Annotated in this window: 17 protein-coding genes and 1 pseudogene; 7 read left to right on the forward strand and 11 right to left on the reverse strand. The window is 65.6% G+C overall.

Translation table 11 applies throughout. The features are described from left to right. Nucleotides 1–7 precede the first annotated feature (7 nt). Nucleotides 8–1,801, reverse strand: coding sequence for a GtrA family protein (locus EN851_RS31270; RefSeq protein ID WP_135930737.1), 1,794 nt, complete (start codon nucleotides 1,799–1,801; stop codon nucleotides 8–10). A gap of 164 nt (nucleotides 1,802–1,965) precedes the next feature. Between EN851_RS31270 and EN851_RS31275 the strand changes: the two genes are divergently transcribed. The 3 genes from EN851_RS31275 (at nucleotide 1,966) to gshB (ending at nucleotide 4,358) form a co-directional block, all read left to right on the forward strand. Next, nucleotides 1,966–2,967: a glycosyltransferase gene (locus EN851_RS31275; RefSeq protein ID WP_127871116.1), complete on the forward strand. Its 1,002-nt coding sequence runs from the start codon at nucleotides 1,966–1,968 to the stop codon at nucleotides 2,965–2,967. Between the two features lie 3 nt (nucleotides 2,968–2,970). Beyond that, nucleotides 2,971–3,345, forward strand: coding sequence for a GtrA family protein (locus EN851_RS31280; protein ID WP_135930738.1), 375 nt, complete (start codon nucleotides 2,971–2,973; stop codon nucleotides 3,343–3,345). A 71-nt stretch (nucleotides 3,346–3,416) separates the two neighbouring features. Continuing rightward, nucleotides 3,417–4,358, forward strand: a complete 942-nt coding sequence (gene gshB / locus EN851_RS31285) for a glutathione synthase (protein ID WP_127277974.1) — start codon at nucleotides 3,417–3,419, stop codon at nucleotides 4,356–4,358. Nucleotides 4,359–4,459: 101 nt separating this feature from the next. Here the strand turns inward: gshB and EN851_RS31290 are convergent, their stop codons facing one another. Next, on the reverse strand, nucleotides 4,460–5,380 hold the full coding sequence (locus tag EN851_RS31290) for a LysR substrate-binding domain-containing protein (protein WP_135930739.1): 921 nt from the start codon (nucleotides 5,378–5,380) through the stop codon (nucleotides 4,460–4,462). Nucleotides 5,381–5,483: 103 nt separating this feature from the next. Here EN851_RS31290 and EN851_RS36540 point away from each other — a divergent pair, with 103 nt between their 5' ends. The 3 genes from EN851_RS36540 to EN851_RS31300 all read left to right on the forward strand — a co-directional run bounded on the left by EN851_RS36540 (nucleotide 5,484) and on the right by EN851_RS31300 (nucleotide 8,044). Further along, the gene (locus EN851_RS36540; RefSeq protein ID WP_167531389.1) at nucleotides 5,484–5,654 is read left to right on the forward strand and encodes a hypothetical protein; all 171 of its coding nucleotides are present in this window, start codon (nucleotides 5,484–5,486) and stop codon (nucleotides 5,652–5,654) included. Between the two features lie 31 nt (nucleotides 5,655–5,685). After that, entirely contained in the window at nucleotides 5,686–6,294 is a 609-nt protein-coding gene (locus EN851_RS31295; RefSeq protein WP_135930779.1) for a class I SAM-dependent methyltransferase, read from the forward strand. 217 nt (nucleotides 6,295–6,511) lie between these two features. Next, on the forward strand, nucleotides 6,512–8,044 hold the full coding sequence (locus EN851_RS31300) for a YifB family Mg chelatase-like AAA ATPase (RefSeq protein WP_135930740.1): 1,533 nt from the start codon (nucleotides 6,512–6,514) through the stop codon (nucleotides 8,042–8,044). 176 nt (nucleotides 8,045–8,220) lie between these two features. Here EN851_RS31300 and EN851_RS31305 read toward each other — a convergent pair whose 3' ends face one another. From EN851_RS31305 to EN851_RS31330, 6 genes and pseudogenes are all read right to left on the reverse strand, one after another. Then, nucleotides 8,221–10,389, reverse strand: a complete 2,169-nt coding sequence (locus tag EN851_RS31305) for a malate synthase G (protein WP_135921787.1) — start codon at nucleotides 10,387–10,389, stop codon at nucleotides 8,221–8,223. 365 nt (nucleotides 10,390–10,754) lie between these two features. Continuing rightward, on the reverse strand, nucleotides 10,755–12,788 hold the full coding sequence (locus tag EN851_RS31310; RefSeq protein ID WP_135921786.1) for a hydantoinase/oxoprolinase family protein: 2,034 nt from the start codon (nucleotides 12,786–12,788) through the stop codon (nucleotides 10,755–10,757). A 170-nt stretch (nucleotides 12,789–12,958) separates the two neighbouring features. Beyond that, nucleotides 12,959–13,265: pseudogene (locus EN851_RS31315) on the reverse strand (endonuclease domain-containing protein). A gap of 143 nt (nucleotides 13,266–13,408) precedes the next feature. Then, on the reverse strand, nucleotides 13,409–14,035 hold the full coding sequence (locus EN851_RS31320) for a CDGSH iron-sulfur domain-containing protein (RefSeq protein ID WP_135883846.1): 627 nt from the start codon (nucleotides 14,033–14,035) through the stop codon (nucleotides 13,409–13,411). A gap of 111 nt (nucleotides 14,036–14,146) precedes the next feature. After that, nucleotides 14,147–14,518, reverse strand: a complete 372-nt coding sequence (locus tag EN851_RS31325; protein ID WP_127279667.1) for a hypothetical protein — start codon at nucleotides 14,516–14,518, stop codon at nucleotides 14,147–14,149. 148 nt (nucleotides 14,519–14,666) lie between these two features. Further along, a complete protein-coding gene (locus tag EN851_RS31330) occupies nucleotides 14,667–14,918 on the reverse strand; it encodes a DUF1127 domain-containing protein (protein WP_135862849.1) in 252 nt (83 codons plus the stop codon). A 211-nt stretch (nucleotides 14,919–15,129) separates the two neighbouring features. Here EN851_RS31330 and EN851_RS31335 point away from each other — a divergent pair, with 211 nt between their 5' ends. Next, complete coding sequence (locus tag EN851_RS31335) at nucleotides 15,130–16,650, forward strand: winged helix-turn-helix domain-containing tetratricopeptide repeat protein (RefSeq protein ID WP_135930741.1); 1,521 nt, start codon at nucleotides 15,130–15,132, stop codon at nucleotides 16,648–16,650. Nucleotides 16,651–16,684: 34 nt separating this feature from the next. Here the strand turns inward: EN851_RS31335 and EN851_RS31340 are convergent, their stop codons facing one another. The 3 genes from EN851_RS31340 to EN851_RS31350 are packed head-to-tail and all read right to left on the reverse strand — an operon-like array spanning nucleotide 16,685 to nucleotide 19,679. Next, the gene (locus EN851_RS31340) at nucleotides 16,685–17,041 is read right to left on the reverse strand and encodes a hypothetical protein (RefSeq protein ID WP_135883849.1); all 357 of its coding nucleotides are present in this window, start codon (nucleotides 17,039–17,041) and stop codon (nucleotides 16,685–16,687) included. Between the two features lie 49 nt (nucleotides 17,042–17,090). Continuing rightward, entirely contained in the window at nucleotides 17,091–18,578 is a 1,488-nt protein-coding gene (locus EN851_RS31345; protein WP_135921784.1) for an aspartate aminotransferase family protein, read from the reverse strand. Nucleotides 18,579–18,590: 12 nt separating this feature from the next. Then, nucleotides 18,591–19,679 (reverse strand): pyridoxal-phosphate dependent enzyme, encoded by a 1,089-nt coding sequence (locus EN851_RS31350; protein WP_135921783.1) that lies wholly within the window; start codon nucleotides 19,677–19,679, stop codon nucleotides 18,591–18,593. Nucleotides 19,680–19,919 lie beyond the last annotated feature (240 nt).

Below are 19,919 nucleotides of genomic sequence, written 5' to 3' on the forward strand. Positions count from 1 at the left end.
GGCTGGATCAACCGCCGAGCCGGACGCGGTACAGTTCCAGAGGAGCGCCTCGGGTCTCCGCCACCGGCTCCAGCCATTCCGGCACGCTGCCGCGCATCAGCCGGGCCAGAAAACCTTCCGGCGCCCTGGCAGCGAACAGCCGGCTTTCAGGGTTGTCGCGGCAGAGCGCGACAAGGCCGACATGGTGACTTTCGACGATGGCTTTGGCGTCGGTGGCCGAGCCCAGCAAGGCATCGAACACGAGCAGGTTTCCGGCGACGTTGCGATGGTAGGGCCCGGCGAACACGCGATGACCGGTAAAGGCGAGGATGGGCGAGCCAAGATTGGAGATGGCAAGCACCGTGGTGGGGGCCATCGCGCCAAGCACGGCGAACGAGGCCTTGCTGTTGCAGGGCGCATCGATGCTGGCGTCCCTGGCGGGTGCAGCGGTTGCGAAGGCGCTCGAGGCGGCCTCGGCGGCACCCGACCAGATGGCATTGACCGAGATCAGCCAGGCCGCCGCCATCCTTAGTACCGAGCCGCTGGACGGGCTGGCTTCGGCCCGCTGCCGCCATTTGGCGATCCAGGCCGAAAGCGGGATCACCGCGAAGGCGATGGAGAAGGTCGAGCCGCGCACTTCCCAGGCGCTGACCAGGACCGCCACGACCAGCAGTGCGGCGACGAGGCTGTCCTGCCGCCGCCAGCCGCCATGGCTGAAACGGAGCGCCATCAGCACGATGGCCACCAGCGGCGTCGCAAAACGCGCCACGGCCCTTGCCGGATCGTCGGCGACAAGCTGGACGATCGACTGTGCCTCCTCGATATAGCCGAGCCACATCTGCTGCAGGCGCGGGTCGAGATGGGCATAGGGCGCCGCCAGGCATTGCGGGAAGAAGAGCACCACGACGAGGGCGAGAGCGACGGCAAGCAGGCCAAGCGACATCAGGCGCCGGGCGGCCGTCGCGTTGGCGGCCTTCCACGAAGCAATGATTGCCAGACCGGCGCCGGCAAGCGCGGTAACGGCGAACTGCACGAGCGAGAACGTGTCGCACTGGGCCTGGCCCCAGGACGAGACGGGGATGGTGGCGGCGAAGACCAGAGCCGAGACGCCGGCGACGCCGAGGCCGAAATCCCTGGCGATCAGCCTTTCGGCGTCGCCATTGCCGAGAAACAGCAGAGCGACGACGGCGCCGAGGGCCCCGGCATAGGGCGCGCTTTCCATGCCGATGGCCAGGGTCAGCGTGGCGCAGATGCCCGCGACAAGGGCAGCCGGCCGATACGTGGGCGCCTCGAGCAGCAAGGCCAGGCTCGCCAGCGTCAGCATCAGCTGGACATTGTGATGATCGAGCGCGCCTGGGGAAAAAATCCCGATGTAATACAAGGCCGCCCCGCCGACGACGGCGGCGGGCAGCACAGCGGGCGGGCCGGCGAAGGCGCGCGCAGCGCGGATGATGAACAAGACGGCGATAAAGAACTGCAGGGCCGGCCAGACTATTTGCACGATCTGTTCGGCCAGGGCGGCGCTGCCAGTCAGGCTCGAAACGGCAAGGATGCTCAGCGCCAGCGGCGCGTCGAGCAGCCGCGACCAGTGCATGACGAAGCCGCCCTCCAGCCCCATTCTGTACTGGTGCAGGTCGAACCAGCCTTGGCCCGCCAGCAGGTCGCGGACTTCGACCAGTTGCAGCAGGCTGTCATTGTCGCCCGCCGGATTGGCCAGTTGCGGGAATCCCTGCTGGGCATTGAGGCCGAGCAGCAGCAAGGCGGCAAGCAACGCGAACGCGATATCGGACTTCCCTGTGGAAGTTCCCGTTGCTGTGCTCATGCCGATCGCCCTTGGCGGGAATGCCGGGCCTTTCCAGGCCAATCGACACTCGTGAAGTCGGTCTTAAACCTAGCCTTAACGGCTTCAATAAATAGTAAAACCGCCTGAACGCGGCCGGTTTCCGGAGCGCGACCGCATGGTCGACAAGGCATTCGGAGACGAAAATGCCGCAAGACATCAGCCATGAACCCGTCATCGCCGTGCTCCTGCCCTGCTATAATGAGGAGCTGACCATCGCCGAGGTGGTGCGGCGGTTCCGCGAGACGCTGCCCGCGGCAACCATCTATGTCTACGACAACAATTCGAAGGATCTGACGGCGCTGCGCGCCCGCGCGGCCGGCGCCATCGTGGTTCGCGAGCCGCGCCAGGGCAAGGGCAATGTGGTGCGGCGCATGTTCGCCGACATCGACGCCGACATCTACCTGATGGCCGATGGCGACGGCACCTACGCGCCCGAGGACGCGCCGCAATTGATCAACACGCTCCTGACCGAGCGTTGCGATATGGTGGTGGGCACCAGGCGCGGCGTCACCGACGATGCCGGCAGGGCCGGCCATGCCTTCGGCAACCGGGCCTTCAACAGCCTCTACAAATGGCTGTTCGGCAGCGATTTCACGGACATTTTCTCCGGCTACCGCGTCTTCACCAGGCGTTTCGTCAAGAGCTTCCCCGCCGTCTCCGGCGGCTTCGAGATCGAGACCGAAATGTCGGTGCACGCCTCGCAGCTCAAATTGCCGGTCAGCGAGATTGCGCTCGACTACGGCCGCCGGCCGGAAGGCTCGTCGTCGAAGCTGTCGACCTTCCGCGACGGCGCCAGGATCCTGTGGATGTTCGCCATGCTGATGAAGGAGACGCAGCCGTTGCGCTTCTTCGGCGCCTTTTCGCTGTTCTTCCTGGCCTCGAGCCTGTTCCTGATGGCGCCGGTGCTGGTCGAATTCGCCGAGACCGGCCTGGTACCGCGCATGCCGACCTGGGTGCTGTCGGTCGGCCTGCTGCTTCTGTCCATGCTGGCGGCGGTGACCGGACTGATCCTCGATTCGGTCTCGCGTGGGCGCGCCGAGCAGAAGCGGATCTTCTATCTCTCCATGCCTTCGGGCCGTGTCGAGCGCCGCACCGGCGACGTGGTTCGGAAGCCGCAACCGGGCAAGGCCTCGCGTGCGGCCTGACCGATGCAACGCATCGTCCGCTTTGTCTTCGCCGGCGGCATCGGCTTCGTCGCCGACGCGGCGGCGCTGTGGCTGCTGCTCGCCGTCACGCCGCTCGGACCCTTCGTCGCCCGCATGCTGTCGATCGGCTTCGCGCTCTGCGTCACCTGGCAGATCAACCGGCACCTGACCTTCTCGCCGTCGAGCAGGGGCGTGACACAGGAAGGCGCCCGCTATGGCGGCGTCGGCGTCGCCACCAGCATCGTCAACTATGCCGTCTACTCAGCCATCCTGCTGGTGCTGCCGGCGGCGCCACCACTGGCGGCGCTTGCCATCGCTTCGCTGGCAGCCATGACGCTGTCCTTCCTGGGTTACTCGCGGCTGGTCTTCGACCGTTAACGGCGTGGCCCGATTGGCAGAAGGCGCCGGGACCCTTATATCGCTTGCGTTGACTGCGCTGGGGATCCGCCATGAAGCTGAAAATCGCCGTCCAGATGGACCATGTCTCGACCGTGTCGATCGCCGGCGACACCTCGTTCGCGCTGTCGCTGGAAGCGCAGCGGCGCGGCCATCAATTGTTCCACTACACGCCCGACCGCCTGTCGCTGCGCGACGGCAAGGTGTTTGCCCGCATCGAGGAGATGCAGGTGCGCGACGAAAAGGGCAGCCACTACTCGCTGGGCGAAAAGGTTCGCACCGACCTGTCGGAGATGGACGTCATCCTGCTGCGCCAGGACCCTCCCTTCGACATGAACTACATCACCACCACGCATATCCTCGAGCGCATCCATCCGAAGACGCTGGTCGTCAACGACCCGGCCTGGGTGCGCAACAGCCCGGAAAAGATCTTCGTCACCGAGTTTTCCGATCTGATGCCGGACACGCTGATCACCAAGGATCCGCTCGAGGTGGCCGCCTTCCGCAAGGAATTCGGCGACATCATCGTCAAGCCGCTCTACGGCAATGGCGGCGCGGGCATCTTCCATCTGCACGAGGCCGACCGCAACCTCGCCTCGCTGCTCGAAATGTTCGGCCAGCTGTTCCGCGAGCCCTATATCGTGCAGCGCTACCTGAAGGATGTGCGCAAGGGCGACAAACGCATCATCCTGATCGACGGCGAGCCGGTCGGCGCCATCAACCGGGTGCCGGCCGAGCACGATTCGCGCTCCAACATGCATGTCGGCGGCCGTGCCGAGAAAACCGAGCTGACGGCGCGCGAGCGCGAGATCTGCGCCCGCATCGGGCCGTCGCTCAGGGAACGCGGCTTCATCCTGGTCGGCATCGATGTCATCGGCGACTACATGACCGAGATCAATGTCACCTCGCCGACGGGCGTGCGCGAAGTGCATCGCTTCGGCGGGGCGGATATTGCCGCCCTGTTCTGGGATGCGGTCGAAGCGAAGCGGACATAATCCGTTTTCATTTTGTGTTAACCATGTTCCGCTTTTTGCAGCCGGCTACAACCGGGGCGCAACCGGTCCGGTTACCGGTTCCCCTGATGTTCCTGATTTGATCAAGGCTCTTCGACCCGGCCCTGTTCGCGCTCCCTGACATCAGCCGTCTCGGCCAGCACCCAGTCCCTGAACAGCCTGATCTTCGGGGTGTTGCGGCGGCTTTCGGAATGCACCAGCCAGTAGCCGTCGCCGTCGGACCCCATGGCCTCGAACGGCTGAATGAGCTGTCCTGTCGCCAGCAACGAGCTGTAGAGGTTGCGGGTGAGGATGGCGACGCCCTGATCGGTCAGCGCCGCCATCGCGTCGTAGGCCTGCGTGCCAAGTTCCGGGCCGGCTATGATGCGATCGGGCTCGAAGCGGGCGCCGGCTGCTTCGAACCAGATCTTCCACCAGGGATCGGTCGAACAGCATAGTGGCAGCTTGTAGAGATCCTCGGGCCGGCGGATGCCTCCCACGCTCCGCACCAGCCTCGGGCTGAGCATCGGCGTGTAATCCGCCTTGAACAGATAGTGGGCTGCCAGGCCCGGCCATTTCCCGGTGCCGGTGCGAATGCCGATATCCATGCCGTCGCGCCCAAAATCGGCCAGCCGGGACGATGTGTCGACTTTCACGGCAAGGTCCGGATGCATCAGCTGGAATGCTCCAAGGCGCACGGCGAGCCAGGTCGAGGCAAAGGTCTGGACCGTGGTGACCGACAACACGCCGGTGGCGCCGCCCTTGGTCGCCACCCACGCATCGGCCAGCGCCGAGAAGGCACCCGATGCGTGCGGCGCCAGCTGCTCGCCGGCCTCGGTCAAGGCGATCTGCCTTGTTTTTCTTACGAAAAGCGGTGTTCCGGCGCGTTCCTCCAGCACCTTGATCTGGTAGCTCGCCGCCGACTGGGTCATGCCGAGCTCTTCGGCCGCCTTGGTAAAGCTGCCCAGCCGCGATGCGGCTTCAAACACCCTGATGGCGCCCAATGGCGGCAGGTCCCAGCTCATCACACATCAATCCTGTTGATGCATGATAAGCGACGTTCGATTGGAAGCCAAGAGCCGGCAAGCGCACACTCAAACCATCGACCGAACCCGAAAGGACATGGCCATGAACACTTCCACGCGGCGCGTCACAGTCCGTCATCCGATGCTGGACCTCTTCGTCGCTCCCTTCCGATCGCGGTCGCGCCGCCTGCTCGATCAGCGCGCGCTGTCCGACCATTTCAAGCGCGACATCGGCCTGCTCGACGGCCACGCGCCTTATGGCAGCATCCGCTAGACACGATTGGCGCACGGAGACAGAGAGAATGATGACCGTGCCCGCGAAAGCCCTGGCGCAGAGCCGTCGGACGGTCGAGTCGTATGAGGACTACGCGGTCCGTTATGACGAGATTGTCGGACATGTTCCCCACCCGAACGACCAGGCCGTGCTCAAGCGCGCCGCGGCGATCGCCGGGCCGGGCGGCCGAATCCTGGAGATCGGGTCCGGACCTGGCCGCGATGCGGACTTCCTGGAGGGCCTCGGCGTCAAGGTCCGGCGGACCGACGCGACGCGGCGCTTTCTCGAACTGCAGGCAGCACGCGGCAAGACCGGCGATCTGCTCGACGTGATCACCGACGAGCTTGGCGGTCCCTATGACGCGGTGGTGGCGCTTGCCGTGCTGATCCATGTGCCGCGCGACCAGATCGACCCGGTTCTGGAGAAGATCGCGCGGGCGTTGCGGCCCGGTGGTGCCTTTGTCGTCTCGATGCGCGACGGCGACGGCGAAACGAGCGGCAGATACCATACGGTCGACTGGCGCAAGGACGCCTTCGCGGCGCGCATCGAGGCCGCCGGCATGGAGCTTGTCAGCCACAGCTTCCGCGTCGGCAGGAAGGAGCGAGGGTGGAACACTTTTCTGGCGGTGAAGCCGTCGTGATCTTCCCGGAACATTCGCCTCCATCCTGCGCGGCTCGCATCGTCACGCGCTCGGTGAGGCGCCTTGCAGGCTGTTGCGAGCCCGTCGACGGTAGGCGCACGCCTCTCTTTGTTCCTGTATTGTTCTTGCCTTGGGCTAAAATCTGTGGTTGTCTCGCGTTGACGTCGCTCGCGGCCGGCTCACAAAGGCTGGGGAGAGACGGCATCGGGGGCAAAGAATGGTGGCGCGGGTTCGTACGGTCGCTTTCCAGGGCATCGAGGCCGTGCCGGTCGACGTGCAGGTGATGATCGCGCCCGGCAAGGTCGGCATCCAGATCGTCGGACTGCCCGACAAGGCGGTGGCCGAGAGCCGCGAGCGAGTGCAGGCGGCGCTGCATGCGTCGGGCCTGTCGATGCCGTCGAAGAAGGTCACCGTTAACTTGGCGCCGGCCGATCTGCCCAAGGAAGGCAGCCACTACGATCTGCCGATCGCGCTTGGCCTGATGGCAGCACTTGGCGCCATTCCGGGCGACATGCTGGCCGGCTATGTCGTGCTTGGCGAATTGTCGCTCGACGGCACGATTACCGCCGTGGCCGGCGCGCTGCCGGCGGCGATCGGCGCCAATGCCGAGGGCAAGGGCCTGATCTGCCCGTTCGCCTGCGGACCGGAAGCTGCTTGGGCGGGCGCTGATTTCGACATATTGGCGCCGCGCAGCCTGATTGCCATCGCCAACCATTTCCGCGGCACGCAGGTGCTGTCGCGGCCCGAGGCCGGCATCCGCGCCGCGCCGCGCGACCTGCCCGACCTCGCCGACATCAAGGGCCAGGAGACCGCCAAGCGGGCGCTGGAGGTGGCGGCTGCCGGCGGCCACAACCTGCTGATGGTCGGTCCGCCCGGCTCTGGAAAATCGATGCTGGCGCAGCGGCTGCCTTCGATCCTGCCGCCGCTGGCGCCGAAGGAGCTCCTGGAGGTCTCGATGATCGCCTCGGTGGCCGGCGAGCTCGGCGAAGGCAAGCTGACGGACCGGCGACCGTTCCGCGCTCCGCACCACTCGGCCTCGATGGCGGCGATGGTCGGTGGCGGCATGCGCGCCCGGCCGGGCGAAGTATCCCTAGCGCATCACGGCGTGCTGTTCCTCGACGAGTTCCCCGAATTCACGCCGCAGACGCTCGATGCGCTGCGCCAGCCGCTTGAGACCGGCGACTGCATGATCGCGCGCGCCAACCACCGCGTCACCTATCCGGCACGCATCCAGCTGGTGGCGGCGATGAACCCGTGCCGCTGCGGCATGGCCGGCGAGCCGGGTTATCGGTGCGTACGCGGCGAACGCTGCCGCACCGACTATCAAGCGCGCATCTCAGGACCGCTGCTCGACCGCATCGATCTTCGTATTGAAGTGCCGGCGGTCTCGGCCAGCGACCTGATCCGCCCCGACAGGGCGGAGAAGAGTGCTGACGTTGCACTCCGCGTCGGCCGCGCGCGCACGCTCCAGCGCGAGCGCTTCGAACGGCTCGGCGTCAACAGCGCCACCACCAACGCGCATTGCGCGCCGGCTGTCATCGAGGCGATCGCCATGCCCGATGCCGCCGGCCTGTCGCTGCTCAAGGACGCCAGCGAAAAACTCGCCTTTTCCGCCCGCGCCTACCACCGGGTGTTGAAAGTGGCGCGCACGCTGGCCGACCTCGACGCCAGCGAAACCGTCGGCCGCATCCATCTGGCCGAGGCGATTTCCTATCGCATGAGCGCGGAGCGTGTGGCGCAGGCGGCGTAGAGACCGCAGCACTGGGCACAACATTGCCGGCTCTACGCTCGCGAGGCGACCTCGAGGCACCGGCCGGGCCGGTGACGGCTGGCAGATAACGTTTCGAAGCTGCGCGATGCGCTTGGGCTGAACTGAGCCCATTCAGGAGGGTCCGTGGGCCGGTTCCGGTCCAAGCTTGCGCCAGCTCAGCCCTGTTTCGCCTTCAACTCCAGCCGCCGCTTATGCAGCACCGGCTCGGTGTAGCCATTCGGCTGGCTGGTTCCCTTGAACACCAGGTCGCAGGCGGCCTGGAAGGCGATCGAACTGTCGAAATCCGGCGCCATCGGCCGGTAGAGCGGATCGCCGACATTCTGCAGATCGACGATGGCCGCCATGCGCTGCAACGAATCCCTGACCTGGATTTCCGAGCAGACCTTGTGGCGCAGCCAGTTGGCGATGTGCTGCGAGGAGATGCGCAGCGTGGCGCGATCTTCCATCAGGCCGACATCGTTGATGTCGGGCACTTTCGAGCAGCCGACGCCCTGGTCGATCCAGCGCACGACATAGCCCAGAATGCCTTGCGCGTTGTTGTCGAGTTCGCGCTGGATCTCGTCGGGTGTCCAGTTCGGCCGCACGGCCACCGGCACCGACAGGATATCGTCGAGTTTCGCCTTCGGCCGGCTCTTCAGCGCCGCCTGGACGGCGTGGACATCGACCTTGTGATAGTGCGTGGCGTGCAGCGTCGCGGCCGTCGGCGACGGCACCCAGGCAGTGTTGGCGCCGGCCTTGGGGTGGGCGATCTTCTCGACCAGCATCGCCGCCATCAGATCGGGCATCGCCCACATGCCCTTGCCGATCTGGGCATGACCGGCCAGCCCGCATTCGAGACCGGTGTCGACATTCCAGGCCTCGTAGGCGGAAATCCAGGCGGCCTGCTTCATGTCGCCCTTGCGGATCATCGGGCCGGCTTCCATCGAGGTGTGGATCTCGTCGCCGGTGCGGTCGAGGAAGCCGGTGTTGATGAACACCACGCGCTCGCGTGCCGCGCGGATCGCTTCCTTGAGGTTGATGGTGGTGCGCCGCTCCTCGTCCATGATTCCCATCTTGATGGTGTTCTTCGCCATGCCGAGCAGCGCCTCGACGCGGTCGAAGATCTCGACCGCGAAGGCGACTTCCTCCGGTCCGTGCATCTTCGGCTTCACCACATACATCGAACCGGCGCGGGAGTTCATCCGCCGCCCCTTCGGCCCGACATCGTGCAGCGCGATCAGCGCCGTCATCGCCGCGTCCATGATGCCTTCCGGCACCTCGTTGCCGTCACGGTCCAGAATCGACGGATTGGTCATGAGGTGGCCGACATTGCGCACCAGCATCAACGAGCGGCCAGGCACGGTGAGTTGGCCGCCGGCGGGTCCAGTGTAGGCGCGGTCGGGGTTGAGCTTGCGGACAAAGCTCTTGCCGCCCTTGCTGATTTCTTCGGCGAGGTCGCCCTTCATCAGGCCGAGCCAGTTGCGGTAGACGACGACCTTGTCCTCAGCGTCGACAGCGGCGACCGAGTCCTCGCAGTCCTGGATGGTGGTCAAAGCCGATTCCAGGATGACGTCGGCGATTCCAGCCGGGTCGGTGCGGCCGATCTGGTTGGCGCGGTCGATCAGGATTTCGATATGGAGGCCGTTCTTGACCAGAAGCACGGCTTCCGGATTCTCGGCATCGCCGCGATAGCCGGCGAACTGTTTCGGGTCGGCAAGGGTGGTGGCGCCGGCGCCCTCGCCGAGCTTCAGCGCGCCATTGGCGATCGAGAGCCCGTTGACGCCTGCCCATTTGCCCGTGGTCAGCGGTGCCGACTGGTCGAGGAAGTCCTTTGCCCAGGCAATCACCTTGGCGCCGCGCGCGGGGTTGAAGGCCTTGCCCTTCTGCGCGCCGCCGGTCTCGGGAATGGCGTCGGTGCCGTACAGCGCATCGTAGAGCGAACCCCAGCGCGCATTGGCGGCGTTGAGCGCATAGCGCGCGTTCATTACCGGCACGACGAGCTGCGGCCCGGCGACGACGGCGATTTCCGGATCGACATTTTCGGTCGAGACGCTGAAGGCCGGACCTTCGGGAACGAGATAGCCGATCTCCTTCAGGAACGCCTTGTAGGCGCCCATGTCGATCGGCGCGCCCTTGTCGCGGTACCAGCCGTCGAGCTTCTCCTGCATGGCATCGCGTTTCGCCAGCAGCGCCCGGTTCCTGGGCGCCAGATCATGGACGATGGAGGACAAGCCGTTCCAGAAGCGTGCCGCTTCGATGCCAGTGCCGGGCAACGCTTCGTCGACGACGAAGTCATGTAGCTCGCGGGCAATGCGCAATCCGGCGATCTCGATGCGATCGGTCATCAGGCTACTCCAGATGAAAGGCTTTGCGGGGCGTTTGGCATGTCAGGGGTGCAGGGTCAATTCAGCTTAGGGTGAAGGTGGGGCATTTTAGGCCTTCTTTGAAGACACATCCGTGCGGAGTGTTCTTCATCTGTTTGCGTGCGCCATTCTGAACCGTTCGCTCTACCTCCAACGTCACGGAATGGATCCTAGGGTCTCCGCAACGTCGCTTCGCTCCCGCTCCGCCCTAGGATGACGAAGGCGCAGGATTCAGGTCAGGCCGAGTCGAAAATGGTGGCGTCCGAGAACCGGAGCGGAGCGTACTTAAGGGACGTGAGCACCGGAAGCGCAGGACGCCGCCATTTGCAGGCCGGCCTCACCTGAATCTAAACCGCGATCCTTGGCCTGCCCGAGGCCACCGCCACCACATGCGCTTCGATGAACATGCGCTGCGCTTCGACGGTCGAGACACGGAACTCCGTCGCGACCTCGATCTCGGCGCTGTCGGTGCCGGCATCGCGGGCGCGTTGGGCGACAATCGCCCGCACGTCGGCCTCGGCGGCCGCGATCGCCGCCGCTTCGTCGAGAAAGTCGCGCACCGTTTCGCCCGAGGCAAGCCGGAACAGGCCTTCCTTGGGCTGGCTGACGCGGGCCTCGGCCGAAACCCTGACCTGGCCGACGACGGCGCCGAGCGCGTTGGCGACATCGGTATCCCGGGGCACCACGCAGTCATTGCCGACCAAGGGCGCCAGACCGGCGTAATGCAGAGGGGCCGAAGCGCCCAGCCCAATGACGGGACGGTCGAGCGCGACGCTGAGGCGAGCGATGCCTGGATGCGCATCGACGGCGCGCTGCACCAGCGCGTGCGCCACCGTGGCCGCACCATCGAGCCCGTCCTCGGCAAAGGCGGTTTCCAGGATGTATTCGGCCGACCAGCGCGTCAGCGTCACCAGCACCCGCTCCGAAATCGCTTCCGGCGAGGCCGCGATCGGCTGGCCACGGCCATCGCGCCTGCGGGCGAACAGTTCGGCGCCAAGGCGGGCGGCGGCGGCATCCCAGTTCGCCTGCTTGCCGAGCACATGCGCGGCATCCGACGGCGTAAAGCCCGAGATATGCACCAGCCCGCGCGAGACCAGCCGGTTCAGGGTGGCATTCTGGGCGTTCGAGGTCAGCAGCCTGTCGAGGGCAAGCGGCGTCGCGCCGATCGCCTCGTAGAGCTTCGCCTCCGGCGCGGTCAGCCCCGCCGCGAGCCGGTCCGGCACGCCGGTGCGGACCGCGAAGCGGCCATCCATGCGGCCGGTGTTGGGGGCGCGCAGCTGGCGTTCGAGCTCCGCCGTCACCGCCTCGCCATGCGCCATGCCGGCCAGCGCCAGCGGCACCAGGCGGCGCGGCCCGAGCAGGATTTTCGGGTTGAGCGCGCCATCCTCCAGCGTCACCTCGGAATCGCCGCCGAGGCCGAAAGTGCGCATGGCGACCGCCTCGACCATGGTGCGGAAGCCACCGACGGTGGCGCCTTCCGGATCGAGCCGCGGCCGGCCGCCATCGAGCACGGCGACGTCGGTGGTGGTACCGCCAATGTCGGACACCACCGCATTGTCGAGCCCGGTCATGTGGCGGGCGCCGACGAGGCTGGCGGCGGGGCCCGAGAGGATCGTCTCGATCGGCCGCTGGCGGGCAAACGCCGCCGAAACCAGCGCGCCATCGCCACGCACCACCATCAGGGGCGCGGCGATGTCGCGCGCCGCGAGAAAGCCCTCGGTCGCCGCCACCAGCCGGTCGATCATCGAGATCAGCCTGGCGTTGAGCAGCGTGGTGAGCGCCCGGCGCGGACCGCCGAGCTTGGCCGACAATTCATGGCTGGCCGTGACCGGCAGGCCGGTCCTGTCGCGGATCAGCTCGCGGGCGGCGATCTCATGCGCGGGATTGCGGGTGGCGAAATAGGCGCAGACGGCAAAGCCGGACACCGAGGCGCCGAGTTCCGGCAGCATCGCCTCCAGCCCGGACAGGTCGAGCTTTGCCGCATTGCCATGCACATCATGGCCGCCCGGACAAAACACCACCGGGTCGGTGCCAAGTGCGGTCTTCAAGCCATCGCGGGCAAGATCGGCCTCGGAAAAGCCGATCATGACCAGTGCCACCCGGCCGCCCTGACCCTCGACCAGTGCGTTGGTGGCGAGCGTCGTCGACATCGAGACCAGCTTGATGTCAGCCGGATCGGTGCCCGCTTTCTCCAGCACCGCATCGACGGCGCCAGAAATGCCGACGGCCAGATCATGCCGCGTGGTCAGCGCCTTGGCCTTGGCCAGCACCTTGCCCTTGTTCGCTCCCTGCTGGGGACCTTCGGTCTCGGACCACAGCACGGCATCGGTGTAGGTGCCGCCGGTGTCGATGCCGAGGAAGAGAGGTTTTGGCTTGGTCATTTTGGGGCGGGGTCCGGGCAGATTGTTTGGTTGCCTGCCCTTAGCGGATACGGGCTTGCGGATAAAGCCGGGAGAGATGGGCCACAAGCGATCTCCCCCCTCGTGGGGGAGATGTCCGGCAGGACAGAGGGGGGCGCTGTCCCGCCGACCTTGCCGCGGTTATGGCAGCATCAGCCGAGCCCGGCCGCCATAACAATATGCTGGCACACATTATCGATGTCGCGAATGACGTCGTCGTTCCAGAAGCGCAGAACGATTCAGCCGTCTTGCTCCAGGCGCAATGTCCTGGCTTGGTCGCCGGTGATTGGGTCCGCATGCTGGGAGCCATCGACTTCGACGACAAGTTTCTTCTCCGGACAAGCAAAGTCGACAATGTAGCCGGCGATTGGAAATTGCCGGCGGAAGCCAAGCCCCATCAAACAGTGCGCGAAGCTCGTTCCACAGCTTCAATTCAGCTGGTGTCATGACCTTGCGCATCGATCTGGCGTTTGCGCGATGTCTTGGAGGCAAAGGCGTATGAGGCGTTGCACTATTCGCTGCGTGTTGGAGGCAGCGCTCTACGGCGCCCCCCTCTGTCCTGCCGGACATCTCCCCCACGAGGGGGGAGATTGGCTACTCACCTATCCCACAAACCCCACCTTCTTATGACTGCCATCGCAGAACGGCTTATTCGCGGAATGGCCGCAGCGGCAAAGGAAGACCTTGGTGGTGCGGTCGACCGTGTGACCGGTGCCGGTGACGATCTCGACATTGCCTTCGAGCTTGAGCGGACCGTTGGGGGTCGGCGTCGCCTTCAGCGGCCCGTCACGGGTCTCCAGCGCGGGCGTGTCCTTCAGCGCCGGTTCGCCGGTGGCGGCAAAGCCCGCCTTGATGTGGCTGTTGTCGCAGAACGGCTTGTTCTGCGAGGCGCCGCAGCGGCAGAGCGTGGCGCGATAAAAAGTCTCGTCACCAAGCACGATCTCGGCATGCACCGCCAGCGGACCATTTTCTCGTAGCCGCACGGTGTTGACCACTGGTGGCTTTTCCTGCGGCCCGCCATCCTTGCGCACATAGGTGATGGCGCCCGAGGGGCAGTTCTCGGCCAGCGCGACGATCTTTTCGACGCTGGCCGCCTCGGGATGGATCCATTGGCCCGGCGCATTGGGCACGAAGACATGCGGGTCGCCCAGCACGCAATTGCGCGAATGGATGCAGCGCTTGCCGGAAAATCCGACGTCGATCTTGTCGCTTTCGACCGTGCCGGCCACTGGCGTGCTCCCTGTTTGCCTGGAGCACGCCGCGCCTGAATACGCGGCGTGCCTTGGGTATTTGGACAGGCTATGGCTCCCAGCAGGAAAACCGTCAAGCTGGCAAAGCGGTCAGGGGACCAGATCGATCTCCTCGGTCTCGCCGCCGCTGCAGGTATAGCAGCAATCCTCGCATTTTTCCTTGTTGCCGGGGCCGACGCCCCAATAGGTGCCTTCGTCGCCGTCGACCCAGGCGCCATAGCAGATCGATTCGCCTTCGTTGCAGGAAATCGGCAGCTGCTTGGTCTCGCCGTCGTCGAGATAGAAATCCTTGCCATCGCCCGGCCAGACATAGTCGCGGTCCTGGCTGTAGAGCTCGAGGCGCATGGCATTGGGGTGGCTGTTCTTGACGGCGAAGGTGACGTCGCCGGCATGGGCGGCTGGGACAAACAGGACGGCAAGCGAAAACGCGGCGGCAAGCCGGCGCGCGGATGTGAAAGACATGGAAACCCCCGATGTTGAATCGGCCCCCACGGCCGATGGGGGGATCATGGCATGACGCGGGCCGGCGCTAAAGGGATGATGCCGGCAATCCCTGCCAAATCATCGCGGCATTTCGCCTTATCGCTGCCAAAAGGGCAGCTTGGTCGCCTTATCGCTGCCAGAAGGGCAGCTTGGCGATCTCTTCCTCGACCTGCCGTGTCGTCAAGCCGATGTCGTCGATCAGATGCGGATTGGCTTGCGCCATCTGCTTCAGCTGCCAGCGAAAATGTGCCTGCTCGCGCCAGGCAGCGATGGCGTTTCGCAAGCTCGCCAGGCTGTAGCGCCGACGCGGCGCGTGCGTGGAACTTGCGGGCATTCCCGGCCGCAGTGCCTGCGGGACCGAAGCAAGGATATGGTTCATGACAACCTCCGTGGGGCCGGACTTGATGGCCCTCGAGCTGAAAGAGGTTGAATTCTGCCGGATACGAACGCTGCCGTAATTAAACCCTCCCAAATAGTTCTCAAAAGTTCCAAACCGGCGTCTAACGCTTTGTTTTCACGCAATTCCCTGGCAATGCGCTACACGCTTCTCCGCTTCGCGTTTTGCCTCGAATTGCTCTATAGATGCGCCGATGCAGGGAGAGCGCTTTGCCTTTGGCCCGTTCGTGCTCGATGCCGGTGCGGGAACGCTGCTCCGGAACGATGTCCCCGTGGCCATCGGCTACCGCGGGCTGAAGCTGCTCGCGGCGCTGGTCGCAAGATCCGGCGAAATCCTTGAGAAGGCCGAACTGATGGACGCGGCATGGCCCGGCACGGCCGTCGAGGAAGGCAACCTCACCGTCCAGATCGCGCAGCTGCGCAAGCTGCTTGGCCCGCCCGGCATTGCGGGTGAAGGGAGCGGCGAATGGATCGCCACCGTTCCACGCGTCGGCTATCGTTTCACGGCGGCCGTCGAACACCTCAATGGCACGAAGCGAAAGCCGTTGCCGCTGCCTGACAAGCCATCGATAGCGGTGCTGCCCTTCGTCAATTTCAGCAACGATGCCGGGCAGGACGCCTTCTGCGACGGCTTGACCGAAGACCTGATCACCGACCTGTCGAGGATCTCCGGCCTGTTCGTCATCGCGCGCAATTCAACCTTTGCCTACAAGGGAAAGGCGATGGACGTGCGCGAGATCGCCAGGGAGCTTGGCGTCCGCTATCTGTTGGAGGGCAGCGCGCGGCGCGATGCGGGGCGCGTGCGCATCAACGCGCAGCTGGTCGACGCGGCGAGCGGCGATCATCTGTGGGCGGAGCGCTTCGACCGCGGCCTGGACGATATCTTTGCCGTCCAGGACGAGGTGACCGCCAAGATCGTGGAAGCGCTGCTCGGCCGGCTGCGCGCGCCGCCGCCACGCAACCGGCCCACCAATCTCGACGCCTACGATCTGTGCGTGCGGGCGCGCAAGCTGATCGACGATTCGCCGCAGACGGCGCGGGAAGCGCATCTGATGCTGACGCGTGCGCTGGCGCTCGATCCCGGCTACGCCGAGGCCTATCGCTGGCTCGCCATGAACCACTGGATGGGATGGGTGCATTGGGGCGCTCCGGTCGACCCCAACCGCCGCATTGCCCTGGATCTGGCGCGCAAGGCGGTCGCGATCGATCCCAACGATGCCGGCTGCCACTGGGTGCTCGGCAATCTGCTTGCCTATGAGCATGATTTCACCGAGGCGGATGCCGAATTCGCCAGGACCTTCGAACTCGACCCCAACGAGGCCGACGCCTGGGCGACATTGTCCGATATAACGACGCTCGCCGGGCGGGTCGAGCAAGGCCTTGAGCACATTCGCAAGGCGTTCCGGTTGAACCCGTTTCCGGCGAGCTGGTACTATCTGACGCTCGGCCAGGCGCAATATGCGGCGCGTGACTATGAAGCAGCCATCGAGACGCTGCGCCGGGACGAGACCTACCGCACCAGTTCACGCCGCTTCCTGGCGGCGAGCCTTGCGCAACTTGGCCGGCTCGACGAGGCGCGCGCCGAGGTCGAGCTGTTCCTCGTCGGCAACCCGCATTTCACCACCAGCCATTGGGTCTGGACCGAGCCCTTCCGCGACGACGCGACGCGCGCGCATTTCATCGAGGGCTTCCACAAGGCCGGCCTTCCAGACTGACGCGTCGGAATAACCGCCTGCACGAGATCCCTGATCACGGCACCAGGTCGATCGTCTCTGTCGTGTGTTCCACGCAAATGAAGCAGCAGGTATCGCAAGGCTGGTCGTTGTCCGGCCCGACGCCGGCGGAAATCTTGTCATTGCCCTCGACCCAGGCGCCATAGCAGATGCGTTCGCCCTGATTGCAGGAGATCGGCACTGATTTCTGCGAGCCCGGATCGACGAGAAACACCTTGTCGTTGCCCGGCCAGACGGTCTCGCGGTCGCGGCTGAACAGCTCGACCGCGACCCCTTCCTTGCGCAGGTTTTTGATGAAGAAGGCCATGTCGGCGGCCTCGGCCGAATTGGCCAGGACCAGTGCCGCCAGCGCAACCATGCGAAACAGCGTCACCGCCGACCTCCCCGAATCATCGCGCGCAGGTTCGCACGGCCGCCCGGAACTAGGAAGACACCGGGCCCTGCGTAGTGATCTCACGCCCGAGCCTCACCACTTCACGCACCAGCAGATCGAGATCGTCACGTCGGGTGCGATGGTTGGTGATCGCCACGCGCAGCCAGTGCCCGCCATGCACGGTGGTGTCGGAGAGTGCCGCGATGCCTTGCTCCTGCAGCCGCAGCATGATCTCGATGTTGAGCGCCTTGAGCGCTTCGCCCGCCAAACCGGGCTGGTAGCGGAAGCAGACGATGTTGATGGTCGGCGCCGCCGCCAGCTCCAGCGACGGCTCGGCTTCGATCAACCCGGCCAGATAGGAGACCTGCGCGATGTTCTGGTCGATCAGGCGGCCGAATTTTTCGACGCCATGCTCTTTCAACGCCATCCACACTTTCAGGGCGCGAAAGCCGCGCGAGGTCTGCAGGCCATAGTCGTGCAGCCACTCGCCGGAGGCCAGGCCGCGCGGCGTCGATTCCAGATATTCGGGCGTCACCGCGAAGGTCCGGCGGTGCGCGGCGGCATCCCTGACCAGCGCACAGCCGACCTCGAAGGGCGCATGCAGCCATTTGTGCGGATCGAGCGCGATCGAATCGGCCCATTCGACGCCAGCGACGCGATGCTTGTTGTCAGGCGCGATGGCGATCAGCGCGCCGATGCAACCGTCGACATGGAACCACAGGCCTTCCTCATGCGCGAGTTTGGCCAGCGCCTTGAGGTCGTCGATCGCCCCGGTGTTGACCGTGCCGGCATTGCCGATGACGCAGGCCGGCGTGAACCCGGCTGCCCGGTCCTCCGATATCGCGCTGCGCAGGGCCGATATGTCGATGCGCAGCCCGGCATCGGTCGCAATCCGGCGCAGCGCCCGGTTGCCCAAGCCGAGCGCTTCCATGGCCTTGCGGTGGCAGGAATGGATCTGGTCCGAGCCGTAGAAGCGCAGCGGTTTTTCGATCGCGGCGACGCCGTGCTCACGCACGTCGATGCCCGCCTTGGTGTTGCGCGCCACCGTCAGGCCGATGATGTTGGCCATCGAGCCGCCACTGACCAGCGTGCCGGAGGCCGATGCCGGAAAGCCGAGCATCTCCTTGCACCAGTTCACCACCTGGCTGTCCATCAGCCCGGCGGCATGGTTGCCGCCGCCGAGATTGGAGCCCTGGATCGCCGCCAGGAAATCGCCGAGCGCGCCGGTGAAGTTGCTCGATCCCATGTACCAGGACCAGAAGCGCGGGTGGATGTTGCCCATCGGGTAGGACATCACGGTGCGGGAGACGTCCTCGTAGACAGCGGCAAGCGGTGCCGGCGAGCGCGGCAACGGGGCGGTGAAAAAGTCCCGCACCTGGCCGGGCATCTCCCGCCATACGGGGCGGTCGCGCAGCTCGCGCAGATAGTCGACGACATCATCGACGACCCGATGCGACAGGGCCTGGACATCGGCCCAGTCGGCGGGGTCGAGCGTTTCCTCGGCCACCATGTCGAGTTGTTCGTGCGCGACGTCCATGACACCCCCCCGTCAAGCCGCCGGGAACTGGCAGCCGGGCGTCGAGCGCGACAGCGCCATCTCACCGGCGTCCATTTCGGCCTCGATGCCGTCGAACAATGGTGTCGACATGTAACGCTCGCCAGTGTCGGGCAGCATGCACAGGATCACCGACCCGACCGGCGCCTTCTCCGCGACCTGCCGCGCAACGGCGAAGGTGGCGCCGCCGGAAATGCCGGTAAAGATGCCTTCCTTCTGGGCCAGCGCCCGCGCCCATTTGATGCCCTCCGGTCCGGCGATCGGCATGACCTCGTCATAGAGGCTGGCGTCGATCGCTTCCTGCAGGACATTGGGGATGAAGTCCGGCGTCCAGCCCTGGACGGGATGCGGCTCGAAGGCCGGATGGCTGGCGGCGGGAGCGCCATCGGCACCGCGCGGCTGCGCCTTGCCGCTGCCGATCAGTTGCGCGTTGGCCGGCTCGGAGAGCACGATGCGTGTATCGGGCCGTTCGCGGCGCAAGACGCGCGCCACGCCGACGACGGTGCCGCCGGTGCCATAGCCGGTGACGAAACAGTCGAGCCGCGAGCCGGCGAAATCGTTGACGATTTCGCGTGCGGTCGTCGCCTCGTGGATGGCGGCATTGGCGGCCGTCTCGAACTGGCGGGCAAGGAACCAGCCATTGGCCTCGGCCAGCTCGACCGCCTTCTTGTACATGCCAAAACCCTTTTCGGCGCGGGGCGTCAGCACCACCTTGGCGCCGAGCATGCGCATCAGCTTGCGGCGCTCGACGGAAAAGCTGTCGGCCATGGTGACGACCAGCGGATAGTTTTTTTGCGCACAGACCATGGCAAGGCCAATCCCGGTGTTGCCGCTGGTCGCCTCGACCACGGTCTGGCGCGGCTTCAGCGCGCCGCTGCGTTCGCCCTCCTCGATGATGTTGAGCGCCAGCCGGTCTTTCACCGAGGCCGCGGGGTTGAAGAACTCGGCCTTGACATAGATGGTCGCATGGGCCGGCGCGAGATTGTTGATGCGCACCGCCGGCGTGTCGCCGACCGTGTCGAGAATGCTGTCGAACAGGCGACCGCGCCCGGCAGTGGTCCTGATTTTCTGTTTGTTCAACATCGTTGATCTCCTCGATCGTGTTCATCTTCACGGGCCGGTTACAAACCGGCGCGTTGGGCGGCGAGGTTTCGAGACCTTGCCGCGCTAGGACTGACGTGCCGGCGATGCGGCAATGAGCGCGGCTGGCGCGAAATTCGCCGCCGGATGCGCCATGTCGTGTTTGGTGATAGAGCAAGGGCCGACAGGCCAGCGTGGGAGCAGGCGTGGAAACGGACGTGGAATCCGCACCATCGAGACAGG

Origin of the sequence: Mesorhizobium sp. M8A.F.Ca.ET.208.01.1.1 (assembly GCF_004791315.1) — a bacterium.
Classification (GTDB): Bacteria; Pseudomonadota; Alphaproteobacteria; order Rhizobiales; family Rhizobiaceae; genus Mesorhizobium.

What these genes read in the sequence shown, in the direction of transcription:
- EN851_RS36540 (WP_167531389.1), top strand. Translation starts at nt 5,484, where the DNA reads ATGAACACTTCCACGCGGCGCGTCACAGTCCGTCATCCGATGCTGGAC.
- EN851_RS31295 (WP_135930779.1), top strand. Translation starts at nt 5,686, where the DNA reads ATGACCGTGCCCGCGAAAGCCCTGGCGCAGAGCCGTCGGACGGTCGAG.
- EN851_RS31330 (WP_135862849.1), bottom strand. Translation starts at nt 14,918, where the DNA reads ATGAACCATATCCTTGCTTCGGTCCCGCAGGCACTGCGGCCGGGAATG.
- EN851_RS31325 (WP_127279667.1), bottom strand. Translation starts at nt 14,518, where the DNA reads ATGTCTTTCACATCCGCGCGCCGGCTTGCCGCCGCGTTTTCGCTTGCC.
- EN851_RS31305 (WP_135921787.1), bottom strand. Translation starts at nt 10,389, where the DNA reads ATGACCGATCGCATCGAGATCGCCGGATTGCGCATTGCCCGCGAGCTA.
- EN851_RS31280 (WP_135930738.1), top strand. Translation starts at nt 2,971, where the DNA reads ATGCAACGCATCGTCCGCTTTGTCTTCGCCGGCGGCATCGGCTTCGTC.
- gshB (WP_127277974.1), top strand. Translation starts at nt 3,417, where the DNA reads ATGAAGCTGAAAATCGCCGTCCAGATGGACCATGTCTCGACCGTGTCG.
- EN851_RS31350 (WP_135921783.1), bottom strand. Translation starts at nt 19,679, where the DNA reads ATGTTGAACAAACAGAAAATCAGGACCACTGCCGGGCGCGGTCGCCTG.
- EN851_RS31335 (WP_135930741.1), top strand. Translation starts at nt 15,130, where the DNA reads ATGCAGGGAGAGCGCTTTGCCTTTGGCCCGTTCGTGCTCGATGCCGGT.
- EN851_RS31310 (WP_135921786.1), bottom strand. Translation starts at nt 12,788, where the DNA reads ATGACCAAGCCAAAACCTCTCTTCCTCGGCATCGACACCGGCGGCACC.
- EN851_RS31290 (WP_135930739.1), bottom strand. Translation starts at nt 5,380, where the DNA reads ATGAGCTGGGACCTGCCGCCATTGGGCGCCATCAGGGTGTTTGAAGCC.
- EN851_RS31275 (WP_127871116.1), top strand. Translation starts at nt 1,966, where the DNA reads ATGCCGCAAGACATCAGCCATGAACCCGTCATCGCCGTGCTCCTGCCC.
- EN851_RS31300 (WP_135930740.1), top strand. Translation starts at nt 6,512, where the DNA reads ATGGTGGCGCGGGTTCGTACGGTCGCTTTCCAGGGCATCGAGGCCGTG.
- EN851_RS31345 (WP_135921784.1), bottom strand. Translation starts at nt 18,578, where the DNA reads ATGGACGTCGCGCACGAACAACTCGACATGGTGGCCGAGGAAACGCTC.
- EN851_RS31270 (WP_135930737.1), bottom strand. Translation starts at nt 1,801, where the DNA reads ATGAGCACAGCAACGGGAACTTCCACAGGGAAGTCCGATATCGCGTTC.